This is a genomic window from Lysinibacillus sp. CTST325 (assembly GCF_054665055.1).
Genome location: NZ_BAAFHO010000002.1, coordinates 548,408 through 570,205 on the forward strand (window position 1 = coordinate 548,408; position 21,798 = coordinate 570,205).

The 21,798-nt window shown below is 34.4% G+C and carries 27 protein-coding genes and 2 pseudogenes; 11 read left to right on the plus strand and 18 right to left on the minus strand.

The genetic code is table 11. The features are described from left to right. Positions 1-122: 122 nt before the first annotated feature. Entirely contained in the window at positions 123-326 is a 204-nt protein-coding gene (locus ACYQ73_RS08165; RefSeq protein WP_054550329.1) for a helix-turn-helix transcriptional regulator, read from the plus strand. Continuing rightward, on the plus strand, positions 326-625 hold the full coding sequence (locus ACYQ73_RS08170; protein ID WP_445477380.1) for a hypothetical protein: 300 nt from the start codon (positions 326-328) through the stop codon (positions 623-625). The genes ACYQ73_RS08165 and ACYQ73_RS08170 overlap by 1 nt, the downstream gene beginning before the upstream one ends. 50 nt (positions 626-675) lie before the next feature. On the opposite strand, the gene ACYQ73_RS08175 is transcribed toward ACYQ73_RS08170, so the two are convergent. After that, positions 676-1,095 (minus strand): hypothetical protein, encoded by a 420-nt coding sequence (locus ACYQ73_RS08175; RefSeq protein ID WP_460012022.1) that lies wholly within the window; start codon positions 1,093-1,095, stop codon positions 676-678. Positions 1,096-2,072: 977 nt separating this feature from the next. Here ACYQ73_RS08175 and ACYQ73_RS08180 point away from each other — a divergent pair. From ACYQ73_RS08180 to ACYQ73_RS08190, 3 genes are all read left to right on the plus strand, one after another. Then, positions 2,073-2,195: a YjcZ family sporulation protein gene (locus tag ACYQ73_RS08180; RefSeq protein WP_460012023.1), complete on the plus strand. Its 123-nt coding sequence runs from the start codon at positions 2,073-2,075 to the stop codon at positions 2,193-2,195. A 1,647-nt stretch (positions 2,196-3,842) separates the two neighbouring features. Continuing rightward, on the plus strand, positions 3,843-4,046 hold the full coding sequence (locus ACYQ73_RS08185; protein ID WP_460012024.1) for a DUF4177 domain-containing protein: 204 nt from the start codon (positions 3,843-3,845) through the stop codon (positions 4,044-4,046). A gap of 191 nt (positions 4,047-4,237) precedes the next feature. After that, complete coding sequence (locus ACYQ73_RS08190; protein WP_143999067.1) at positions 4,238-4,444, plus strand: hypothetical protein; 207 nt, start codon at positions 4,238-4,240, stop codon at positions 4,442-4,444. 229 nt (positions 4,445-4,673) lie between these two features. Here the strand turns inward: ACYQ73_RS08190 and ACYQ73_RS08195 are convergent, their stop codons facing one another. Further along, the gene (locus tag ACYQ73_RS08195; protein WP_460012025.1) at positions 4,674-4,856 is read right to left on the minus strand and encodes a RusA family crossover junction endodeoxyribonuclease; all 183 of its coding nucleotides are present in this window, start codon (positions 4,854-4,856) and stop codon (positions 4,674-4,676) included. On the opposite strand from ACYQ73_RS08195, the gene ACYQ73_RS08200 reads away from it, so the two are divergent. After that, a complete protein-coding gene (locus ACYQ73_RS08200) occupies positions 4,848-5,162 on the plus strand; it encodes a hypothetical protein (protein ID WP_460012329.1) in 315 nt (104 codons plus the stop codon). The genes ACYQ73_RS08195 and ACYQ73_RS08200 overlap by 9 nt on opposite strands. Before the next feature lie 20 nt (positions 5,163-5,182). Further along, the gene (locus ACYQ73_RS08205) at positions 5,183-5,719 is read left to right on the plus strand and encodes a site-specific integrase (protein ID WP_460012026.1); all 537 of its coding nucleotides are present in this window, start codon (positions 5,183-5,185) and stop codon (positions 5,717-5,719) included. A 157-nt stretch (positions 5,720-5,876) separates the two neighbouring features. On the opposite strand, the gene ACYQ73_RS08210 is transcribed toward ACYQ73_RS08205, so the two are convergent. The 13 genes and pseudogenes from ACYQ73_RS08210 to ACYQ73_RS08270 all read right to left on the minus strand — a co-directional run bounded on the left by ACYQ73_RS08210 (position 5,877) and on the right by ACYQ73_RS08270 (position 17,525). Continuing rightward, a complete protein-coding gene (locus ACYQ73_RS08210; RefSeq protein ID WP_460012027.1) occupies positions 5,877-6,473 on the minus strand; it encodes a YpjP family protein in 597 nt (198 codons plus the stop codon). 797 nt (positions 6,474-7,270) lie between these two features. Further along, a complete protein-coding gene (locus ACYQ73_RS08215) occupies positions 7,271-7,765 on the minus strand; it encodes a DUF3267 domain-containing protein (protein ID WP_460012317.1) in 495 nt (164 codons plus the stop codon). Positions 7,766-8,079: 314 nt separating this feature from the next. Then, positions 8,080-8,739 carry an AroM family protein gene (locus ACYQ73_RS08220; RefSeq protein ID WP_460012028.1) on the minus strand — a complete coding sequence of 220 codons (660 nt, stop codon included), beginning with the start codon at positions 8,737-8,739 and terminating at the stop codon, positions 8,080-8,082. A gap of 793 nt (positions 8,740-9,532) precedes the next feature. Continuing rightward, positions 9,533-10,294: pseudogene (locus ACYQ73_RS08225) on the minus strand (ANT(4')-I family aminoglycoside nucleotidyltransferase). 127 nt (positions 10,295-10,421) lie between these two features. Then, positions 10,422-10,937 (minus strand): hypothetical protein, encoded by a 516-nt coding sequence (locus tag ACYQ73_RS08230; protein ID WP_460012029.1) that lies wholly within the window; start codon positions 10,935-10,937, stop codon positions 10,422-10,424. Positions 10,938-11,176: 239 nt separating this feature from the next. Continuing rightward, complete coding sequence (locus ACYQ73_RS08235; RefSeq protein WP_460012030.1) at positions 11,177-11,968, minus strand: class I SAM-dependent methyltransferase; 792 nt, start codon at positions 11,966-11,968, stop codon at positions 11,177-11,179. Continuing rightward, on the minus strand, positions 11,956-12,387 hold the full coding sequence (locus ACYQ73_RS08240; RefSeq protein WP_460012031.1) for a BrxA/BrxB family bacilliredoxin: 432 nt from the start codon (positions 12,385-12,387) through the stop codon (positions 11,956-11,958). The genes ACYQ73_RS08235 and ACYQ73_RS08240 overlap by 13 nt, the downstream gene beginning before the upstream one ends. 301 nt (positions 12,388-12,688) lie before the next feature. Further along, entirely contained in the window at positions 12,689-13,558 is an 870-nt protein-coding gene (locus ACYQ73_RS08245; RefSeq protein WP_460012032.1) for a hypothetical protein, read from the minus strand. A 159-nt stretch (positions 13,559-13,717) separates the two neighbouring features. Next, positions 13,718-14,188, minus strand: coding sequence for a hypothetical protein (locus ACYQ73_RS08250; protein WP_460012033.1), 471 nt, complete (start codon positions 14,186-14,188; stop codon positions 13,718-13,720). A 576-nt stretch (positions 14,189-14,764) separates the two neighbouring features. Further along, positions 14,765-15,256 (minus strand): hypothetical protein, encoded by a 492-nt coding sequence (locus ACYQ73_RS08255; protein ID WP_460012034.1) that lies wholly within the window; start codon positions 15,254-15,256, stop codon positions 14,765-14,767. Between the two features lie 637 nt (positions 15,257-15,893). Further along, the gene (locus ACYQ73_RS08260; protein WP_460012035.1) at positions 15,894-16,436 is read right to left on the minus strand and encodes a ribonuclease FAU-1 family protein; all 543 of its coding nucleotides are present in this window, start codon (positions 16,434-16,436) and stop codon (positions 15,894-15,896) included. A 620-nt stretch (positions 16,437-17,056) separates the two neighbouring features. Next, positions 17,057-17,281 carry an Acb2/Tad1 domain-containing protein gene (locus ACYQ73_RS08265; protein WP_460012036.1) on the minus strand — a complete coding sequence of 75 codons (225 nt, stop codon included), beginning with the start codon at positions 17,279-17,281 and terminating at the stop codon, positions 17,057-17,059. Further along, positions 17,281-17,525, minus strand: a pseudogene (locus ACYQ73_RS08270) (DUF2829 domain-containing protein). Before ACYQ73_RS08270 ends, ACYQ73_RS08265 begins: the two are co-directional and overlap by 1 nt. An 827-nt stretch (positions 17,526-18,352) precedes the next feature. On the opposite strand from ACYQ73_RS08270, the gene ACYQ73_RS08275 reads away from it, so the two are divergent. Together ACYQ73_RS08275 and ACYQ73_RS08280 are read left to right on the plus strand one after the other, a co-directional pair. After that, a complete protein-coding gene (locus tag ACYQ73_RS08275) occupies positions 18,353-18,556 on the plus strand; it encodes a helix-turn-helix transcriptional regulator (RefSeq protein ID WP_054550329.1) in 204 nt (67 codons plus the stop codon). After that, positions 18,556-18,855: a hypothetical protein gene (locus tag ACYQ73_RS08280; RefSeq protein ID WP_107951329.1), complete on the plus strand. Its 300-nt coding sequence runs from the start codon at positions 18,556-18,558 to the stop codon at positions 18,853-18,855. The genes ACYQ73_RS08275 and ACYQ73_RS08280 overlap by 1 nt, the downstream gene beginning before the upstream one ends. A 111-nt stretch (positions 18,856-18,966) precedes the next feature. Here the strand turns inward: ACYQ73_RS08280 and ACYQ73_RS08285 are convergent, their stop codons facing one another. Together ACYQ73_RS08285 and ACYQ73_RS08290 are read right to left on the minus strand one after the other, a co-directional pair. Next, the gene (locus ACYQ73_RS08285) at positions 18,967-19,326 is read right to left on the minus strand and encodes a hypothetical protein (RefSeq protein WP_460012037.1); all 360 of its coding nucleotides are present in this window, start codon (positions 19,324-19,326) and stop codon (positions 18,967-18,969) included. Between the two features lie 360 nt (positions 19,327-19,686). Next, positions 19,687-19,884: a hypothetical protein gene (locus ACYQ73_RS08290; protein ID WP_460012038.1), complete on the minus strand. Its 198-nt coding sequence runs from the start codon at positions 19,882-19,884 to the stop codon at positions 19,687-19,689. Between the two features lie 145 nt (positions 19,885-20,029). On the opposite strand from ACYQ73_RS08290, the gene ACYQ73_RS08295 reads away from it, so the two are divergent. Beyond that, on the plus strand, positions 20,030-20,473 hold the full coding sequence (locus tag ACYQ73_RS08295) for a carboxymuconolactone decarboxylase family protein (RefSeq protein ID WP_460012039.1): 444 nt from the start codon (positions 20,030-20,032) through the stop codon (positions 20,471-20,473). A gap of 563 nt (positions 20,474-21,036) precedes the next feature. Here the strand turns inward: ACYQ73_RS08295 and ACYQ73_RS08300 are convergent. Further along, positions 21,037-21,213: a hypothetical protein gene (locus tag ACYQ73_RS08300; RefSeq protein WP_460012040.1), complete on the minus strand. Its 177-nt coding sequence runs from the start codon at positions 21,211-21,213 to the stop codon at positions 21,037-21,039. A 112-nt stretch (positions 21,214-21,325) separates the two neighbouring features. Between ACYQ73_RS08300 and ACYQ73_RS08305 the strand changes: the two genes are divergently transcribed. Further along, positions 21,326-21,520: a DUF4177 domain-containing protein gene (locus ACYQ73_RS08305; protein WP_460012041.1), complete on the plus strand. Its 195-nt coding sequence runs from the start codon at positions 21,326-21,328 to the stop codon at positions 21,518-21,520. Positions 21,521-21,798: the final 278 nt, after the last annotated feature.

Sequence of the window (21,798 nt, forward strand, 5' to 3'; positions counted from 1 at the left end):
CTGTAACACTTAGGACATCTGTAACACTTAGGACATCTTGAACATATGTAACTTTATTTAATGTAAAAAATAGTTTACAATTTGTAAGAAATAAATTACAATCCATATAAGAGGTGGTGCTATTGTTAAATAACAAATTAGTAATTTGTAGGGCGGAAAAAGGATGGACGCAACAACAATTAGCAGATGTGGTTGGTGTCAGTCGACAAACTATAGCAGCTTTAGAGAAAAATAAATATAATCCGTCTTTGATTCTAGCCTTTAAAATTGCTAATTCATTTGAGAAAGAAATAACGGATGTATTTAATTATGTGGAGGATGAATAATGGTCAACTTAGCTACGATTAGTATATGTGTTTTAGCAGTGTTAGTAATTATTGCAGAATTTTACAAATCTACATTTGAACGTAGGATAGAGTCGCGAGATGAGAGAGGTCAAATGCTCATCTTTAAAATCAAGTCATTTTCTTATTCTGTTCTAACTGTCGGTATATTAATTGGAGTAGCACTAGTAGCAATGTTTAAATTAATAGATAAAGAATATTTTATTTATTATGTAATGCTTGTGTTTTTCATTCAAAGTATATCATCATCTATTTATTTGGCCGTTGTTCGGAGAGTGTAAAACATTTTGTAAATAACCCTGTCTTAAAATGAGGACAGGGTTATTTTTGTTTACTTCATCATCATATCAATAATACGTTCACGCACTCGCTGTACACTTGTGTGGCTCATATTAAGCTTTGCTCCAATCCAACGGAAAGGCATACCTTCTAACAACCAATAAAGCACTTCTTGCTCGATGTCGCCAGTTACCTTGTCTGTTAGATTTTGAACCATTAATAATTCATCTTTGATTTTGTTAATACGAACCTCACGTGAAGCTCTAATTTGAACATGTGCATGTACTGGATCGCTTGTACTTCCAACTGCTTTTGGCATTGTTGCTTCAATTCCATATTGTGCTGTAGATGCAGCAACTGTTAATGAATCAAGCTCATCCTTCATTCTCATGTACTTGCACATGTTGTCGTGATACTTCTTAATTGCCTTGTCCAACTGATAACGATTTAATTGTATTTGCCCTTGTTTCATAGGTTTGCCCTCCTACGGTGTGATATAATAATGTTGTAAGCACCGTCAAAGGGCATAAACCAATTCGAGCTGTAGCGTCTGAACACGCTGCAGCTTTTTTATTCACCTATAGGCCATTCAACCAATGCCAAATTTAAACTGCGCATAGCATATCTATATGAGCATAAAAGAGGCAGGATGATTTTCCTCCTTGAGGGATCACTGAATGACCAGCAGTGATCCTTTTTTTATTTTAATAAGTCAATAAACTATACAAGCATAGTGATCGAATCATATAAATAGTATTGTTAAGCTAAATTAGTTTAACAAACCCACAATGCGTTCACTCCATATAACTCGACATTTTAGCCGTTTCCTACTAAGGTGATGGCTCTTTTTTCATCCTTTTCTCACAATTTTATAGTGCTATATATGCTTTCAAATCCCATTACATATATTAGTTTTGGGAAAGCAACTGTTGCATGACATCGCCCCATGTTGTTAATTGCACTACCCTATCCCGCCAATACATAATTGACTACGCCGCAACTTATTAATGTATAGGTAACATCAATTTTCACAGATTAATATTGAGTGTATTGCTCGCACTTACTAGATTGTAGCGCTAGTTGACCGTCACATCATCCCTCTACAGGATCACTTCCATCTTGAGTGACCCTTTCTTAGTTTCTTTACTAATATTGTTCATTAGTTTCCTGTAGCATGTAGCGACGCTACGGATTTTTTTATTTTTTAATCTATTTCAAAGGCAATTCACTATACAAACATAGCTATCACATCATAATAATAGTAAGGTAAAGCTAATTTAGCCTTACACATCCTATCCTTTCTACTAAGGGTCACTCCATCCCAAGTGGCCCTTTTTTTATGGTGTATCTCAAAAAAATATATTTTTTAATGCCCATAGCTGAATGGTTTAACAACCCTACTCCTTCTCCGCAGCCAACATAATATATAGTAAAAAGGAGGTGTTTTTTATGGGATACAGCTGCGGCGGCGGTGGCGGATATGGTAATGGTTCTGCATTTGCCTTAATTGTTGTTCTATTTATTCTTTTAATTATTGTCGGCGCTACATTCATGATGAATACAGGGTATTAACATTTCCGATTTAAGGGTCGCCCTTTCTTCCTGGTGACCCTTTATTAGCTCTTTACTCATATTGTTTAATATGGTCATAATAAATATTGTCATGGGATTTTCTTACACACTACCTTAAAACTGTAACGACTTCGCTGTTATGGTTTTTTTATTTTAATTCAATTTCCAAGGCAATCCACTATTCAAATCGTTCTATCTCAACATAATTATAGTAGTGTTAAGCATATTTGCTTAGCGATCCTTCAATATGTTCACCTACTTTTAGCCATTTCCTTTTAAGGAGATGGCTCTTTTTTCCTTTTCTCACAATTTTATTGTGTAATAAATATTTTCAAATCCCATTACATACATTAGTTTCGGGATAGCAACCTGTTGCTTTGCATTGCCCCACATTGTTATTACACTGCCCTATCCCGCCAATACATAATTTAACCTTCCTACACATTTTTTCGATGTAGCGTGTGACGACGCTACGGCTTTTTTTATGTTACAATTTACATAAATTACATAACGAGGTGATTCAACGGATATGTTTTTGGACATATTTCCAGGTATATACCTTATCGGAAGACTCCTTTGTTTTATTCCGTCTATATTATTACTACCTGCTATAATGGTGGTTTGTGTAGTAATTTATAAAACCTTACTCGGAAAAATATTACCTATTAAGATTTATAATTTATTACTTGGACCGATTGCCCTACTTGGATTCTTTATTTGGGCTATTCCTATGGACATGGGATTTTATGAATTCTTTAGAGCGATATTATAATCGCTCTTTTTTCATTTCCAAAGTCAATAAACTATATAGGCATAGTATCGAATCATATAAATAGTATTGTTAAACTAAATTAGTTTAACCTTACATCTTCCTTATAAACCACAAATTCCTTATTAGTTCGTCATACGCTTTTCCTTCTTCAATTCAATTATTGGTGGAAGGAGGGGACAACAAACAATGATAAATATTAATTTATTGTCATTTCTTCTGTCTATATGCTGGTTTATATTATTCTTTATCACAATTATCACTTCTAAATTTTCAATGTTTTTTGTGTCTTACTTTCACTTCAATCCCTTGATTTTTTTATTAGTTTCAACAATAATAACTCTTTTCCTTGCCAACTTTGGATTAAAGAATGTAAAAAATATAACTACTCTTGTTAGAGGTTTTCTGACTATAATTTTATCTTTAATCCTTTTGATTATAATTTGTTTCACATTATTAATTAGGGGCATTTTTAGTTAAAAATTAGATGACCCGTTATGGTATATTATTTTTCATTCGATTTTCTAGGTAATCTACTATACAAACCTGCAATTACAACATTTAATAGTAGTGTTAAGCTTATTCGCTTGGCGAACCCTCAATGTGTTCATCTCTGTAAGATTACTTTTAGCCATTTCTTTTTAAGGAGATGGCTCTTTTTTCATCCTTCTCACACATTTTTATAGTGTTATAAATGTTTTTAAATCCCATCACATACATTAGTTTCGGGAGAGCAACCTGTTGCTTTGCATTACCCCACATTGTTATTACACTGCGCTATCCGCTAATACATAATTTAACCTTCCTACACAGTTTTTCGATGAAAGCGTGTGACGACGCTGCGGCTTTTTTTATGTTATAATCTGGTTAAAAAGGAGTTGTTTCTAACGTACGAATACAAGTTTGTTAAAATGCAGTTTAAAAAATTAACAGGAAAACCTACTGAAGATTATCAAGAAGTAATTAACAATCACGCAAAAGAAGGTTGGAGATTTATTCAAATCTTAACTCCTGATTTTACTAGTGCACCTGGGATGGGTACTTACTATGAACTAATTTTCGAGAGACCACAAAATACATAAAATCTATTTTTGAAGCTATAAACTAAGAACCTTCGAATTTAGTTACTAAGGGTCACTCCAACTCAGTGACCCTTTTTATAGTTTCTTTGCTCATATTATGCAGTAATTGAATCAATCTATATTTTCAAACATTACCTAATTATGTTATCCTTATATAAGTTATTAACCTATATATTAGGAGTTGTTATGCAATGAAAACAGACGGTACACATTCTAAAATTGGATATATAATATTTATTTTAGGTATCTTCTTGCTTGTAAGCGGAACAGGCAGATTATCAGGTCCCCTCGAATACAATTCATTTATTCCAAATAAATCTATTGCAATAATATTCATTTTTATTGGGCTTTCTGTTGTATTCAGTTCATTCTTTATAAAACCCCGAAAAGATCAATAATTTTACTGAACACTATGTTTCAAAAATTACTTAGCCCACCTGCGCAAGTTACTAATCGACTCAAGCTCTTTCCCTATGCACCGTAATTGCCTATAAGTCTTGCATCTTCTGCATTTCTTACTTGGATCATAAGCTCTACGTTTCGGACACCCTTTACACTCCAGAAAAGCTATGTGGTCCTGTTGATTTATTAGCCTTGCTCTACGCTGTTTAACTTCCTTACGTACCGTTAAGTACCCCACTCAATTGTCACCTCGGCTCTCGGATTATCCGAATACCAATTACGAGCAACTAACTCCGTTACTTGGCTATCATCATGCCATACGACCTTGGAAAGTCCATCCTTTATACCTTTAGCCAAGTTGTCGATATCTGGCTTCGTCGTAGGTCGTAACTCACTAGCGTGGATCAATATGTTATAAATTCAATTGGACATATCAAAATAAAAAACGTGAATAATATTGTTGTTCAAAAAGATTTAATAGATCCATTGATAATGAAAGGTTTTAAGGAAGGAACAATCATGTCTATTTTTAGACGCATGAACGCCGTTTTCACATTCGCTATCAAAAATGAAATTTTAGACAGAAAAAAGTTTTCTTCCCCTAATTTAAGTAGAGCTACTGAAAGTATTAAAAGAAATGCACTTTCCATAGATGAAATAACAAAAGTCTTAGAAATTGCACGCACTAAATACAAAATAACTCATTATGCTTAAGCCTACTATTTTTAACAGGAATGCGTGTAGGTGAATTGAGGGCTTTACAGTGGGAAACTGATATCGATTTCAAAAATAATATAATTCATATAAATAAAACTAAGGATCGTTATGGATCCAGAACACCAAAGACCAAAAACAGTTATCGAAAATTTCCAATGAACGAAAACATCAAAAGTATTTTACTGGATTATAAAAATTGGTATGACGAAATAATGGAAACATATAAATTCAGGAATCCAGACGGACATGTATTTATAACATATGCTGGTGAACCGATTGGTGAACGCTATTTGAAACGAATCATTGATTTAATATGTGAGCGAGAAAAGATAACTCACTTCACTCCTCACTATTTACGTCACACATTTGTAACTATCCAATTATCTAATAAAATTCCTGTATCTACAGTTACAGCTTTAGTTGGTGATACTCCTGAAACAATTTATAAAGTTTATGCACATTCATTTGAAAAAGATGAAGTACACGCATCTAATCTAATGGATGAAATAATCAATTTGAGTTCATTCGAAGAATCTAATGAAATCGAAAAATGATGAATTTAGGGTACATTTTGGGGTACATGCTTTTTTTCACTCTCCCCTATTATAACGGCATCCAAACTCAATAACTTAGAAACGCACTACAAACGTTGATATATCAATGTTTTCCAACAAAAAAACACTCGTATTTTAACGAGTGTTTCGTGATTTTTTAGGATAACCATTTCGGAGGTGTGTTTTTCTCCCAGTAAATATCCCCTAAATTATTGTGTGCCATAAAGTCGTCCTCGGCACTGTGGTAGTGGAAGTTGTAATAATAGCCATCCTGTGGTCTTTTTTCTGTGCGGACATGGAAGCGAATTAAATCCATCCCTGTTTCATTACTACTAATATTGAAAATTTTTTCGCCATAGTTGCCACTTGGCTTTTCAGAAATTGTTAACGATGCTAATGATGAATCGTCTAAGCTTGCCACTGTCATCGCAATGGCTTCCTCCATTTTCGGGAAGATAATGGAGTCAAATTCATTGCTAATTTTTGGGCCGATTTTTGTGCCGAATTTTTTATAAGATTGCTCTTTCGCAGCGTCAACGAGCAATGCACTATAATCGACCGGGTCTTCTTGTATTTCTGTTTCTATCGGAAGAGCAGCCGCTTCTGCAGTGCTTGTCCCTGGGGATGGTCCGATAGAAGCACGATTTGATGGATTTTGATCAAATGCTTCCCATATCTCATGTGTTGGCGTAATTAATCCAAAAGTTAAAAACGCAACCATAATGACGATACTTTTTTGAACCCATTTCTTCATTAATTAACACCTTCTCTTTATGTACAAATTGGTAATTCTATTACTTATATATACGCATAAGCCTATAAAAGGTTTCATATTTCTATAATTCATTGTACAATATTTATGTATAAAGTAAAAACTTCACATCTTGTGAAAACGTTTGTATGACCATCATCCTGTTGCCCCAAACTAATCGGGCATTTATTGACAGTATGCGGGTTAAATGTGTCGTTTTTTTAAAAGGAGGTACAAAACATGGAAATCGCTATGGGTATTGGTCTTTTATTAATGTTAGGTTACTTATCATCTTTATGCTTCACGGACTAATTTAGTCATAACTCAAACATATGTTTAATGCCGTGTTAATCAAGGTTTAGCTATTATTTCAGTATTTTTTAAAATGCAACATCATGTAAAATAATGCTTCAAATTAGGGCTTGTGGGGCTCTGTTATAGGGCCACATTTGGGCTATTTGAGGCTAATAAAATACGGCGAAGCGTGTGTACAAGAATTCGTAAGCAAGAAAGATTGAGGCTAATTCGCTTCAATCTTTTTTGTTTTCCCTTCCACAAAAACACCTGAAGTAGCAAGTGTTTTTAACCCAGTTATTTTCCTGAATGAAAATAGGTGCAATTGCCAAGTAAATTGAATACTGTAACGGTGTAACGGAAATTACTGCTCAACTTTCAGGAATTACATATAAAAGATATCAATACCAACTATCTGATGTAAGAATGAGAAAAGACCATTGCTTAATCTGCCATTCCATTTCCTACTATTGTGAGTATAAACTTGTTGAGTAACCCTTTAAATACTATTTCACTCGATAATAACCTCTGCAAAAAATTGAATTCTTCGGTTTAATTGCAATTAAAAATGCATTAACGATATCTGAGGAGGAAATCAATGCGTTTATCCAACTTACAAATAATATGATTGATTTGACATTTCCTGATACAAAGAACGACATAATGCCAGGAACTATCGATAATACAATAAAAGGCAAGCTCATAAAGACCCAAAATCTCGTTTTGGATAGGATTGCATTTGTATTTAGCCAAAAAAATATTCCGCTAAATGTAAAGCTAATATCACCTTTTTTGTTTATGACCAAAATGTGTAGACATTCGTGAACGATGAAGACAAAGATACCTATTATAATGAGAGGAAATATATTAATATGAGTGAACCTTATTCCAAAGAAATAGGGTATCAGAAAAATAATAATCTGAAGTAGATATACAAACTTCATATAATGTTTTCGATACCAATTATTTTGTATGAAATGGGTCCATTTTGACAAATCCATACTTTTCTGTGGTAAGTGCTGAAACCAAATTATCATAAGTGTTCCTCTCCCCCATCATTTCATCCACTAGCATTGATGTAAAATCCCACAAATTTACTATGTTTATTTTAACATAAAATTCCACTAGAACATCCAAAAAATACTCTGCTCAAATTTGCTCTCGGCAAGGTACTCTGAACTTCTGACTCACTTTTCTATTTTGTTTTGGCTAAGTCCCTATCTTTATGACAAACGAATAGACAAAATAAAAAAGACTGTAAACTATATTTATCTATAGAAATTACAGTCTGGGAACACTTTTCATATTCTTTGATTTATAAGTATTCAAGTACCATTCTAGCTACTAAAGTACGTGGCAAAATTGTTAAAATACCACTCTCTTTTCTAACAAGCTGCTTATGCTCTTCATTGTATCCCATACAATCTAAAATAATTAGATCTACTCGGTAATCTTTTAGATAACGAGCTGCTTCTTCAAAGTTGCCATAATCATATGGTGAGGCAACAGCAACTGTGATATCATCCGAAACCCCTTGCCACTTTTTAAACGTACTTTTCCTTTGTTCTTCTAATGGGATAATTAAACCTATCTTCGGTTGATTAGCCATCGCACTAATAGCTTGTGTTACAATTCTGTTTGGATAAAAAATGGGCTTTCCACATGTTAAAGTCGTCAAATCATCTGTGCTTAATACGACGATCCTATCAACCTCTTGTTCCAACTTTGATAATTCATTTTGTAATAGTGGTAGCAGTTTACTTCTGCTCATTATTATCGATCTACCATCACGTAATCGCGAAAAACATATATTCTTTTCTTTTCTCGCTATAACTGTTAGTAATTGTGCTTCGCTTAAGGAATCCAATGCTCCTCTTTCAACAATTTCTATATCTTTATGAAATATATCTTTAAATGTTGGTGTAATGTCTGAACGAGGCGATTGTCCGATAGTCAAAAAACCGACTTTATTCATTCATAGTCACCCCTACTTTCGCATGATCTAATACATTTAAAATTAACAATGTCTGCTTTACCGCCATATCTATTCCTCCACAATTTTTCTCTATATTTTTGGCCCAACAGCTTTTAGGTAGTAACATTTCTGTTTAAAAGTGTAAATATTCAGAAAACTAAGGATTCAACAAGGCTTTTTTCACTTTGACAGTCGGTAGCGATTTCATTTTCGACATATTGTAAATGGTTTACAAATCAATATAGGTATTTTTAAGTTAAAACATTAATAAACATTGTTACATAAGTTCAAATATATTGAAATATTCATTCGGTAAAATAGTTAAAAAGAACTATTCAAGATGTGACTGCTGGGAATTCATTACATAAAAAAAGAGTAGACAAAGTCGGTCTACTGTCAGATGGCTTTTCAATATGTATTATCCGTCGCTACGGCTCTTCTTCCCATAAATTGGACAAGGGGCAGCCTCGCTCTCTTGCGAAGCCACCCCTTTAGTATTTAATAGGTAACATTTTCGTAAATTGTAAAGTCTCAACCCAATCATCTGGGGAATAAAATTATATTGAAACGTTATGTTTCATCACCGCGGTAAAATTCCACTGTGTGCTTTCTAACTTAAGCAACGCAAACCCAACCTTCTTTTGCGTCCTTGCAGCCCTATAGCATGCGCCAGTGTGAATAAGTATCTTCAAAAACAAAAAGCAGAATTCCAGATTACGTAAATATGCCACCTAAAATAGCACGTTTTATATTATACTACAGAGTTTTTAAAAAGTAAACATTTTATTTTAAGTTACCAAGGTATAACACTTGAACATTCAATTTGATACCCATGTTGAGCAGACCAATTTAATAAAGCATCCCAATAGTTCTCGCAGATCGCAATAATTTGTTGTGGGTCAGAGAGATTACCGGACATCACCAACTCACAAAGGACGTCAAATCCCTCGGGCTTATCTGTAAACGACAATGCTTCTGTTAATACTTGTGCAGAAGTTGTAAAAAATTGTTTATTATGCAATCCCAAAATCATTGCACCTGCAGTAGCAATTTCCATCGCCAAAATCGGTAAAAATGTATGAGGACCTTGCATTTCAATATTTCTCAATTAACCAATATACTCGTACATTTCTTCTATTAAAGTTCGACAGATAGCTTCTTTAAATATTGAACTATCTACTGAGGTAGCTTTTGTTTTTAATTCAGGGAAAAAATCATTCGGGTCATAAACAGGTTGAATGTTGAAAAATTGTCCATGTGTCAATGGCCATTCTTCGTCAACTGCAGTCGCCTCTTCAATAATATCTTCTGCACTTTCAAAGTTTACTTCTGCCTTCCAAGCCCCCGCTGTCCATTCATAGTTAAAACTCTCATCTAAAGAGTTTAAAATACATTTAATTTCTATATCCGAAAATAGACCATCACTTTTTCGAGCTAAAGAACCGTAAATACCGATAGCATGAACCTGTGAACCATATCTTTCTAAAACTTGGTTAGCAATTGAATAAGCAATTTCCATTCTTTCATCTCTCGTTACTTTTTTCGGACCAATCATATTTATCTCCTCCATGTTAATTATTTAAATGAGATTATAATTGATCGCGGAGGACCACGAGCTTAACGAGGAATTTTGTCTGCCATCATGTGCAAAATCTCCTTTCCTTCATAGACATTCTCCTTTACTACAACTGTTTCCTTTTTTCCAACAAAACAGAAATTTCATCAATATCCATTTCAAACATCACAGAGTCATGTGATAGAGGTGCAAAATAATATGTAACTTTTTCTTCCCCATATTCTTTCTCAAACTGCAACCACTTTTCAGTAGGGAGCACACAAAATGCCAAAGTATCTCCGCCAAGTGAATCCATGTACCAACGGATTTGATATTTTGGAGCAATAAAATCCTGAATAGCCTTTAAGGTTGTGTCCCTATCCGTCCTTTCGTCATCATACGGGATTGCTTTCCTTACCTCATCTTTTATTAAAAAAATATCAACGCACCTTGGTTTATCATTTTCAATGAGTTCAAATTCCATTTTGTCCTCTTCAAGTAAATAGTCGTTAAAATATTCAACAATAGAGTCGTCAAAATCTTTCCAATCAACCCAAACCAATACTTCGCTATCCCAAAAACTTTCTTCTTCCGCAAATGGATTTTTCAAGAATAGCTCGATTCTTTCAATTATTTGGTTCATACACATCCCCCTCAAAATTTTTTTCATTGCTTAAATAACATTTCTAAGCCATCTTTCTTTTACTAATTTTATTATTCGACTATAGTAGAAATCGGATGAATAAAATTTTGAAAAGTATAACAAAAATCCAATTAAGTAATAATTACACACTATTTCACATTACCATATTTTCAATTTTAAAGAAAAAATAGAGGCCAGTTCAACAAGAACAAGCCCCCTGAAAACACTCAATATTTACTTCAGTCAACATCCAGAACACCATAATGAAACTTCGCTGTTGTTCTTGTTAATCGTCTAAATTGATATTTGGCAAACCATTCTGAACGAAAATGAGCTTTTAACACTACCCGTTTTCTCGCCACTCGCTTCGCCTCATTTACCCATTCATCCGTTAATGTCACATGTTCCCCAGCCAAGCGTAATGCTTCAAAATTATTGGCCTCTTCAATAATCTCTTCAAACATCGGATCCACATATACGACATCAAAAGTATTGTCCGGCAAAGTTTTCAAATAGTTAACTGCTTCAGCCTGCACCACTTCAATTTGACGCATACATGCAGTTAACGGTAGCTCCGTCGTATCGTAAGATTGCATTCCTTGCTCAACAATAAAGGCCACATTAGGATTCGCTTCTAGTCCAACGACTCGCCCCGCTTCGCCAACTGTATAAGCCGCCAGCATTGCATCTGCAGCAAGTCCCAATGTACAATCAAGCACCGAATCTCCTTTTTCAAGCTGTGCCGCTTCCAAAAACGGCTCCGCTTCCCCACGAGCTACACGCTTTAAGCGAAACGCTGCTGAATTCGGATGAAAGAAAAACGGCTCATTGGCACCAAAAGCATAATACTCAAAACGATTCTTCCCAGCAACGATCACATGCGCATGGAATTCCTGTGAAATCTTCCGGACAGAACGTTTTTTTCTCGGCTCAAACGATGCATCTAATTGTTTACACGCAAAAGCAGCGAGCCCCAACGATAAATCGTCTGGTCTGCCCGCTGTCGTCACAATAGTTTTTACTTCTCGCATGTTTGCTCTAAAACACCTGTTAAATGTGTAACGATTTGCTCCACTGGGAATCCTTCAATTTGTTCACGTGGAATAAAGTATGCCAATTGCCCATCCTTTAAAATCGCCATCGAAGGTGAACTTGGTGGCACATCCTCAAAAAAGCTACGCATCACTGCAGTCGCTTCAGGATCCTGACCCGCAAAAACAGTCACAAGATTATCAGGCTTTACCGCCTCCACTGCCTCACGAGCAGCCGGACGCGCCAATCCAGCTGCACAACCACAAACCGAGTTAATGACAACCAACGAAGTCCCCTTCGCCTCCGCCATAAACTCATTCACTGCATCAGCCGTCGTAAGCTCCGTAAATCCAGCCCCCACTAACTCCTCACGCATCGGTTTCACTACCTGTTTCATATATTCATCGTAAGCGTTCATGCTTTTACCCTCTTTCATATGTATTCGCAAAGGTTATTATAGCAAGGTTTTACGACATTGTATAATAATTCGATTTCATCGTTATTCACTTACTTTCGGAATTTTGGTTGCTTTTTTGTTGCTTTGGTTGCTTTTATTTTTAGTAAATAACCTAAAAAAATTGTAGCTCACATCGGAAGGTCGGAATATGTCATAATATTGTGACTTTAATACTGACAACAACTAGTATAATTGATACAATATTAGTACTAATACATAGAGGAGAGAACTATCATTGAAGAAACTCATTTTAGAGAAACCGTTAGACAGGCTGTGCGAGATGTAGAAGCGTACGGTGTTGATGGAGAAGCCTCACTCGAAGAAGTTCGTAGGCAATGGGCTTTAAATCACTAGCGCTTTCTAATGCTGTTGAAACTGCTGTGCTTACTCCAATAGCCGCAGTCGCTGCACCTGTCATAGACTTTAAGCTATCCGCAAGACCATTCACTTCTTGTTCAGCTTCATTTGCTTCTTGTCCCAATCTAGCTAAATCTTGTCTGACTTGTTCAACAGAAGAACCGCTGTCTAACGACCGAATGGATGCTCGCAACTCTGTTATATCACGACCTGCATTTAATGATGAGCGTGCGATTTTATCGAATGCAGTATCTAATTGTTTTGCACTGGCAGAACCGTTTTGGATAGCTCTTGTTAAATCTCGCCCCAATAAATCAGAAAAATCTCCAACCGATTGGCCAGTGACTGAAAATAAATTTTGTAATTGTCGTAAAGACTCCGTTTGATCAGCCTGAGCTTGCTTAGCACGTTGTAATGCTTGTTCTGTTCCTGTTATGGCATTGGCTGCTTGTTGTTCAGCAATTTGATTACGTTTAAGCTGTTCCTCTAGTTTTTTTGCTTCCTCTGAATTTTCACCCCATAGATTTTTTGCACGTGCTAAAGTTGCTGTGGTTTCTTCTGTTTTACGCTTTGCCACTTCATAAATTTGTCGTAAACCACTCATTTTCGCCTCTAACTTTTCAGACTCAGAAGCATTGTGTTTCATCTGTTCTTGCTGAAGCTTCATCTCTAGACGTAATGATGTTGTTTCTTTGTTCATTTCCGTCATTGATTTATTAAATTCTTGGTTAAATGCCTTGAAGGTTATTTTGACTTCGTTGTTATTGTTAGCCATATGCTCACTCTCCTATCAGGCTATTACTCCACCCATCAAACGCCAGTTTATTCGCATAAATACGCTCTACTGTTGCTATTGGACCATGCCAAAAGGTTTCGGGGTCGATGCCTGCTATTAATACGTAGAGAGTGTAGAGATCCTCCACATGCTTGATGACTAGCTTTGGTGGTGTTGTTTTTTTTTGGACTTTTTCGTTTGTTTGTGTAAAGCTTTAGCAAATTCATTGGATTCATTCAATAACCCAACAATCAAATTAGCATAAAGTTGGATTGTATCTGTTAATGGATAATGGTACTTTTCTAAAAATTCATCAAAGGACAATCCAAGATTTTTATTGGCACCAGTTACAGCTAGATAAATAACAGCAATTAATTTTTGCTCATCAAAAGCATTCAATAACTCAAGGGAAGCTTCTTCATCGGAATGAGTAATAAGTGTTTCAAGTCCCTTTATTTTCAGTAAATCCTCAAATAAACTCGATTCTAATAGGCCTGTATCATAACCTTTTTTTACGGCAGCGTTTGTTAAAAAGGCTGGGTGTACCTTCGTGTTAATAAATCGCTTTTCAAATTCACCGTCAACTTCTACAACTTCTACTTCTTTTAACTCGACCTTTTGAATTTTCATGTGATTCTCCTCCATCTATTCAAAAATAAAACACCTCCAATTTGGAGGTGTTAGTTTGAAATAAAGTTTGATTAAAAGTAATGCTAAATATCATTTTTTAGTAAATGAAAAGAAAGCACATTGAATAAAGATTGACCAACATGCTTTCTTTTTTGGTAATTTAGTATTAAGTTTTATAAAAAAAGTTTGAAGAGTTTTTAGTAGCTCTTTTTCAACTAAAGCACCCTACAGTTTAAGTATATTTTTTCACAATGGTATTCTTTTCCCACTTCATTTAATACAAGAATGCTGCCCCTTTAGCTACATAACAAAAGGACTCCCCTTTTTCAAGGAAAGCCCCTAAGTACAATACGGCTTTAATTAATTAGTAAATTATCAAATGTTTTAATTATTCATTAGTGATCTCATAATACGTATCATAAAGGTTTTTATAGTTACCTTTTAGCTTATTAATATTAGTGGAATCATTTGAAATAATATCAATAACATCACTACTTACATATAATAAATATTCATTGGAATAGAATGAAATAGATACTCACTTTTCAGGGCAAAAGAAAAACACCCAAATGGGTGCTACCAATCAACTAATTCATTTTTATCAATACCGAAACATTCAAGAAATAACTCAAATAGATAACTGCACTCATCTTCTCCACCACAATATTCTGGCGAAAGTGCAATTGTTATAACATCCCAATCAGTTAGATTTTTGAGATACATTAAATTTCTAACGGTTTGATCTTTCGTTTTTAACTTTGAATCTGAATTATATTTATCTGAATCGTTAAAGTAATCTAAATCGAGATCTAAGATTGTGTATTTATCATTAACACTTTCCAAAAACTGATCTTTCTCATATTCATGTTCTTCTAATGATTGATACCGAACTATCTTTTTTTTACTTTTCGTCAAATTCAATAATAGTCTTTTAAAAAGAACATTATCTACATCATATCTAAAGCATTTTTGAGATGAATTATTAACTATATTCCGCAAACTCTCTTCGTTTAATTCATCTAAAGAATCATCACTGATATAAATAACATCTCCTATTGTGTTTCTCATAATAGCTGGCCAAATGAAATTATCTATCCTCATATACGGACGATTTGGTGTTTTATCACCAGAATAATCGAATTCCTCTGCTATTAGAATTGCTTCTTCCGGAGAACTAATCTCTTCCAGTATCCCGGTATATTGACAGATTCAGAGACATCGTCTAAATGCGAATCAACATGCACTAAGGTAGCATATTTTGGTACACCACCTTTTAGTCTTTCAATCTCCCATGCAGAGAAAAGCAAAATTATGATTTCTCATTATGTATACATTATTTACTTTCTTTCTCCATTTTTCATTACTCATCCATTCATTCATTTTTCTTCCCCCTAACCAATCAATCATAAACTAAGAGAAGAAATATATGTAATAACTTTTTGCTCTCAAAACCCCACCAAACTCTACCATCTATTTGCATTTCACACATTCTCAATGGCTGTTTGGTATGGTTTTCAAAACAAAAGAAAAACATCCCTAAGGATAACGGGTTCTGTTTTGAAGTACAAAAAGCAAAGTCGCAAGTTAAAATGACAATTAATTAGCATATTAAAAGGTACTGCGATTCGCAGTACCTTTTTTGTACAACTTGGTTTAATATTTCGCGAATCAAAATTTAACTAAGCACCCCGTTAGCTTAATAAAGTTATTTTAATTCATTCACTAATAATTCCTTATGATAATGGGATAAATCAAGTAATTCAAAATCTCTATTTCGTATTAACTTAGTAAGGGTGTTTACTTCATCCCAAGCTAAATCATAAAGAGATTTATCAATGATTCCATTTAAAAAGGCTTCTTCAAGTTCATCGGCATCTTTTAAGATAACTTCTCCAGAAGGTAACAAAATAATATCTAAATATAAATCATCCAAATAGGGAATATCATTATCTACTCCATTTACAAGACAAACATCAATATACCATTGCACGATATCCCCATTATTATCAAACATTGTTGTTACTGAATGCCGTTTTTCTAAGGGGAATTGTTGAAGCCAAATGTAACCATCATCTACAATGCATATATTCTTTTCCTCATACCGAACGAATAGTGGTTCAGCAACTTTAATTGTATGTAATAAAGTTATATGGCCTTTAAATTCTTTAGTATCAAGAAATGCTTGTGCATATTTTCTATCCAAGACACGTTTCCATTCCGAACGGTTTCCATATTTTCTCTTCACCATTTTCATCCTCCAACTGAAAAGTATTTACCTATTTATAATAGCCGATTTTTAATTGCTATAAAATGGGTGGTTCCTTTTTTTACTTACCTGTCCCATTAGTTGAATATAGTTCCTTGCCATTTAAATTAACACGTAAACTAATTCGAGAGAAAAAAAGATTATGTATTCGCATCGTTATAGAACTTTCTATAATGTAACTTTATTAATGCGATTTGATATACCAATTCGTATGAAAATTATTAAAAAGTCGCTTTATATCAATAAAAAAAGGACATCCAAATCATTTCGATTTGATACCCTTTTTATAGTGTTTTTTTAAGTTTTGTACTCGAAAACAGAACCCGTTACCCGAAGGATGTTTCATTCTTTACCATTATCATTAACTTTTCTATTATGTTTACATGAAATATAAATCGCTACCCATAAACATAATGTTGAAATTACAACGACACCAAACATCGTGCTTCACCCTTCCTAATTACATTATAAACCAAACTGGAAGGTAATTCCGCAATACCTTTCTGCTGCTCTCAAAACCACACCAAACTCTGCCCTCTCAACACATAACGTTTTGGCTGTGTGATGCAGTTTTCAAAGCAAAAGCCCTCGTTTGAAGGCTCTTAATTACGTGCAATAGAAGCATTAGCCCACATAACAGCAGTTTCAAGGTTAGTCATGGCAACAGACTTCTCACGGTTGTTAGGACATTCTTCATCGATTAGATAAGCAAGTTCTTTTGCCTTTTCACGAATAGCCTCATACTTTTCTGGCTGCCCTTCTTTTGGGCTGTGGTACTTAAAGTTATTTTCAATTACATCATTTAGATGTTCTTCTACTTTTGGCATTATTCAACTACCTCCCAATCCTCTGACAACATATCCGTTTGTGAAGCTAACCAAGGACGCGACTTTTAGGAGCGTTCTCATTGTCCGTTTGAAGTCCTGTCGTATCAATGTAGATGTAAGGATGCGTCATTTTAGAATGTGCATCAGGGATTTGTAACTTAATAAAAATACCTTTACCATTCCAACCTTTTCGGGCTACTTTCTTGCCTTCCTTTAAAGCTTCAATTGCTTGACCAAAAATCAATTTGATTGCCTCCTTCGTTTCTAGAAATAAGAAAAAGCACTGCAACAATATGGTTACAATGCTTTTTTTATAGTTCCTGTTATTGTCAGGAATATTAATTAGTGAAGTAGATGAGGATTTGCACCTAATATGGTTAACATCTCATTCGGTTGCGCCTCTCCTGCGCTTTGTATAAAGGTTTGTAAGCCTTTAAAGTCGCGTGAGATATTTGAATGGGCAAAAGCAAAGTTAACCTTACCGAACTGTCGAGAGTACTATGTTATCTCTCTAAGCGTCTACCTATTCCGCCACTACTCCTAATTGTATTTGTCGAGTTAGCTCACTTGTGAAACCGTGGTAGAGCTGCACCACGTTATATCGTAAAGCGAATTGTGTTTTTATTTATAGTGCATTTCCGTGCACTTGTTGCTCATAGTAAGTTTAACTGAATCATGGAAAGTGGACGAAGTTCACATAAAAATCACTCCTTCAGCAATTTTTAGCCTTTTATATTAATTAAGATACCTTATCTCTTAAAAAATATAGGCCGGCCGTGTATGTCTTGCCTCGAACAAGTTTATGAGGCGCAGGTCGGTCGTCGGTCTGTCTTTCCCTAATATTTAGGATTTTATAAATACCAAGGGAAGAAACATTTACCTGTCCAACCTCCCCTTTAGTTTACATCGTAACTCACCAAAATTGATACGATTGGAACATTTGGAACATCTGTAACACTAGGCACATTTGTAACACTTATAACATCTTGAACATCTGTAACTTTATTTAATGTAAAAAATAGTTTACAATTTGTAAGAAATAAATTACAATCAGTGTAAGAGGTGGTGCTATTGTTAAATAACAAATTAGTAATTTGTAGGGCGGAAAAAGGTTGGACACAACAACAATTAGCTGATGTGGTTGGTGTCAGTCGACAAACTATAGCAGCTTTAGAGAAAAATAAATATAATCCGTCTTTGATTCTAGCTTTTAAAATTGCTAATTCATTTGAGAAAGAAATAACGGATGTATTTAATTATGTGGAGGATGAATAATGGTTAACGTAGCTACGATTAGTATTTGTGTTTTAGCAGTGTTAGTAATTATTGCAGAATTTTACAAATCTACATTTGAACGTAGGATGGAGTCGCAAGATGAGAGAGGTCAAATGCTCATCTTTAAAATCAAGTCATTTTCTTATTCTGTTCTAACTGTTGGTATATTAATTGGAGTAGCACTAGTAGCAATGTTTAAATTAATAGATAAAGAATATTTTATTTATTATGTAATGCTAGTGTTTTTCATTCAAAGTATATCATCATCTATTTATTTGGCCGTTGTTCGGAGAGTGTAAAATATTTTGTAAAAAACCCTGTCTTAAAATGAGGACAGGGTTATTATTGTTTACTTCATCATCATATCAATAACACGTTCTCGTACTCGCTGTACGCTTGTATGACTCATATTAAGCTTTTGCACCTATCCAGCGGAAAGGCATGCCTTCTAACAACCAATAAAGTACTTCTTGCTCTATATCGCCATTAACCTTGCTTGTTAAATTTTGAACCATAAGTAATTCACCTTTAATTTTGTTAATGCGTACTTCACGCGCTGCTCTGATTTGAACATGTGCATGCACTGGGTCACTTGTTCCACCAACAGCCTTTGGCATTGTTGCTTCAATTCCATATTGTGCTGTGGATGCAGTAACAGTTAAAGAATCAAGCTCATCCTTCATTCTCATGTACTTGCACATGTTGTCGTGATACTTCTTAATTGCCTTGTCCAACTGATAACGATTTAATTGTATTTGCCCTTGTTTCATAGGTTTGCCCTCCTACGGTGTGATATAATAATGTTGTAAGCACCGTCAAAGGGCATAAACCAATTCGAGCTGTAGCGTGTGACGACGCTGCGGCTTTTTCTTTTCCAAATCTAGTAATATGTTATAATTTGGTTAAAAAGAAAGCAGGTTAATTATGTCGTTTTTTCTTGATCTTATAGTTCACATTGTTTATGTTTTTTTGAATTTAATTGTCTTACCCTATAAAATCATTTGGATAGGTCTTGCCATAATTGTCCTTGCTTTATTAATTTTAAAAAGATCTCGATCTAACTAATTCAAGTTTGGTAGGTTTATCTCCCCCCAAACTTTTTTTCGTTATATCCTCAAATTGTTCATGAGTTACTCTTTCAAATATCCTTGTATTTTCCACACAGTTAAATATTTAGAAAATCCCACTTTTTGAAAAGTAACTAACTCAACGATAGGATTTTCATAATCCTTCGCTACTTCTCTTGCAGATTTTTCAGCATCATATATGGTTTTTCCTAAATGCTTGAAAATACATGAAAAAGTAATATATGAGTATCTAAACGACATCTGATTAATTTTCCTCACTCTCCTTTACTTCACATTTCCTTTCTTAAATTCCATTTAATCGAAATGTTATAGTGCTAAAAATTGGCACAAACGTTCGTACATAGTTATAATTATCTTATCTTAAAAACAAAAGGAGTCTTGCCTTATGAGTCAAAGAGTTGCCTACTATGATGTTGCACCTGATGGTATGAAAATTATGATGGATATGGAAAAATACACCAAGAAGTCTACGATTAATCGAGCAACTAGGGAACTTATCAAAATTAGAGTCTCTCAAATTAATGGGTGTGCGTTCTGCATAGACATGCATACATCCGATGCTCGTAAGATGGGTGAAACCGAACAGCGTATTTATTGTTTAAATGCTTGGAATGAATGTACTTTTTATACACCTGAAGAGAAAGTTGCTCTAGTATTATCTGAGCATATAACTTTAATTCCTACTAAAAGAGTTCCAGATGACCTATATAAGCGAGTACGTGAATACTATGACGAGAAACAGTATGTTGACCTTGTTCTAATCATCAATCAAATCAACAGTTGGAATAGAATTTCTATTGCAATGGGGAATACAGCAACTGAAAAATAATAACTCTTTAACGAACATCTCTCGGTGTTCGTTTTTTTCTTCCTTTGTTTCGCAATTTCTTTCCTATGGACAGTTCACTTTGTGCAAAATGTAAACTACACATATCATATCTAGAAGAGTATAAAAGAGGCATATTGTTTCCCTCCTCGAAGGATCGCTGAAGGACCAGCAGTGATCCTTTTTTATTTTATAGGTCAATTAACTATACAAACTTAGTTATCGAATCATATAAATAGTAGTGTTAAGCAAATACGCTTAGCGATCACACCATAATTACTATTTAGTCATTTCTTTTTAAGGAGATGGTTTTTTTTCATCCTTTTCACACATTTTTATAGATTTATAAATTTTTTAAAATCCTGTTACATACATTAGTTTCGGGATAGCAACCTGTTGCATGGCATCGCCTTGCATGGCATCGCCCCAAGTTGTTATTGCATTAAGCTATCCCCTCTTCCCCCTATGGTATAATAATGTTGTTAAGCACCATCAAAGGGCATAAACAAATTCGAGGCTGTAGTGTGTGACGACACTACAGCTTTTTATTTCCCTCAAATGTTTGATTAATTTTCACTATCTATCTTTTCCCAAGCATCTATAATACTTTGAACCTTATCTTTCACAGATGGGTAGTCATAACCTACATCTTTTGAAATATATACAGCTAATTCCATTATCAAAACTTCTTTAGGAAGAGTATTTAATAACTCTCTGATTTCTGTATTTTGTTTATAATCCAAAATTAATTCATCCTTTCTTCTAATCTTCAAATTGTTCATTAGTTTGATGTAGCGTCTGCAAACGCTGCGGCTTTTTTTATGTTATAATCTGGTTAAAAAGGAGTTGTTTATAATGTACGAATACAAGTTTGTTAAAATGCCGTTTAAAAAATTAACAGGCAAACCAACTGAAGATTATCAAGAAGTAATTAAAAATCACGCAAAAGAAGGTTGGAGATTTATTCAAATCTTAACTCCTGACTTTACTTCTGCACCTGGGATGGGTACTTACTATGAACTAATTTTCGAGAGACCACAAAATACATAAAATCTATTTTTGAAGCTATAAACTAAGAACCTTCGAATTTAGTTACTAAGGGTCACCCTAACCAAAGTGACCCTTTTATAGTTTCTTTCCTCATATAGTTCATTAGTTTACTGTAGCGAGTTACGATGCTACGACTTTTTTATTTTTAAATTTATTTCACAGGCAATTCACTATATATATATAGCTATCACGACATATTAATAGTAATGTAAAGCTAATTTAGCCTTACACCTCCAAGTCTTGTTACTAAGGGTCACTCTATCCCAAGTGACCCTTTT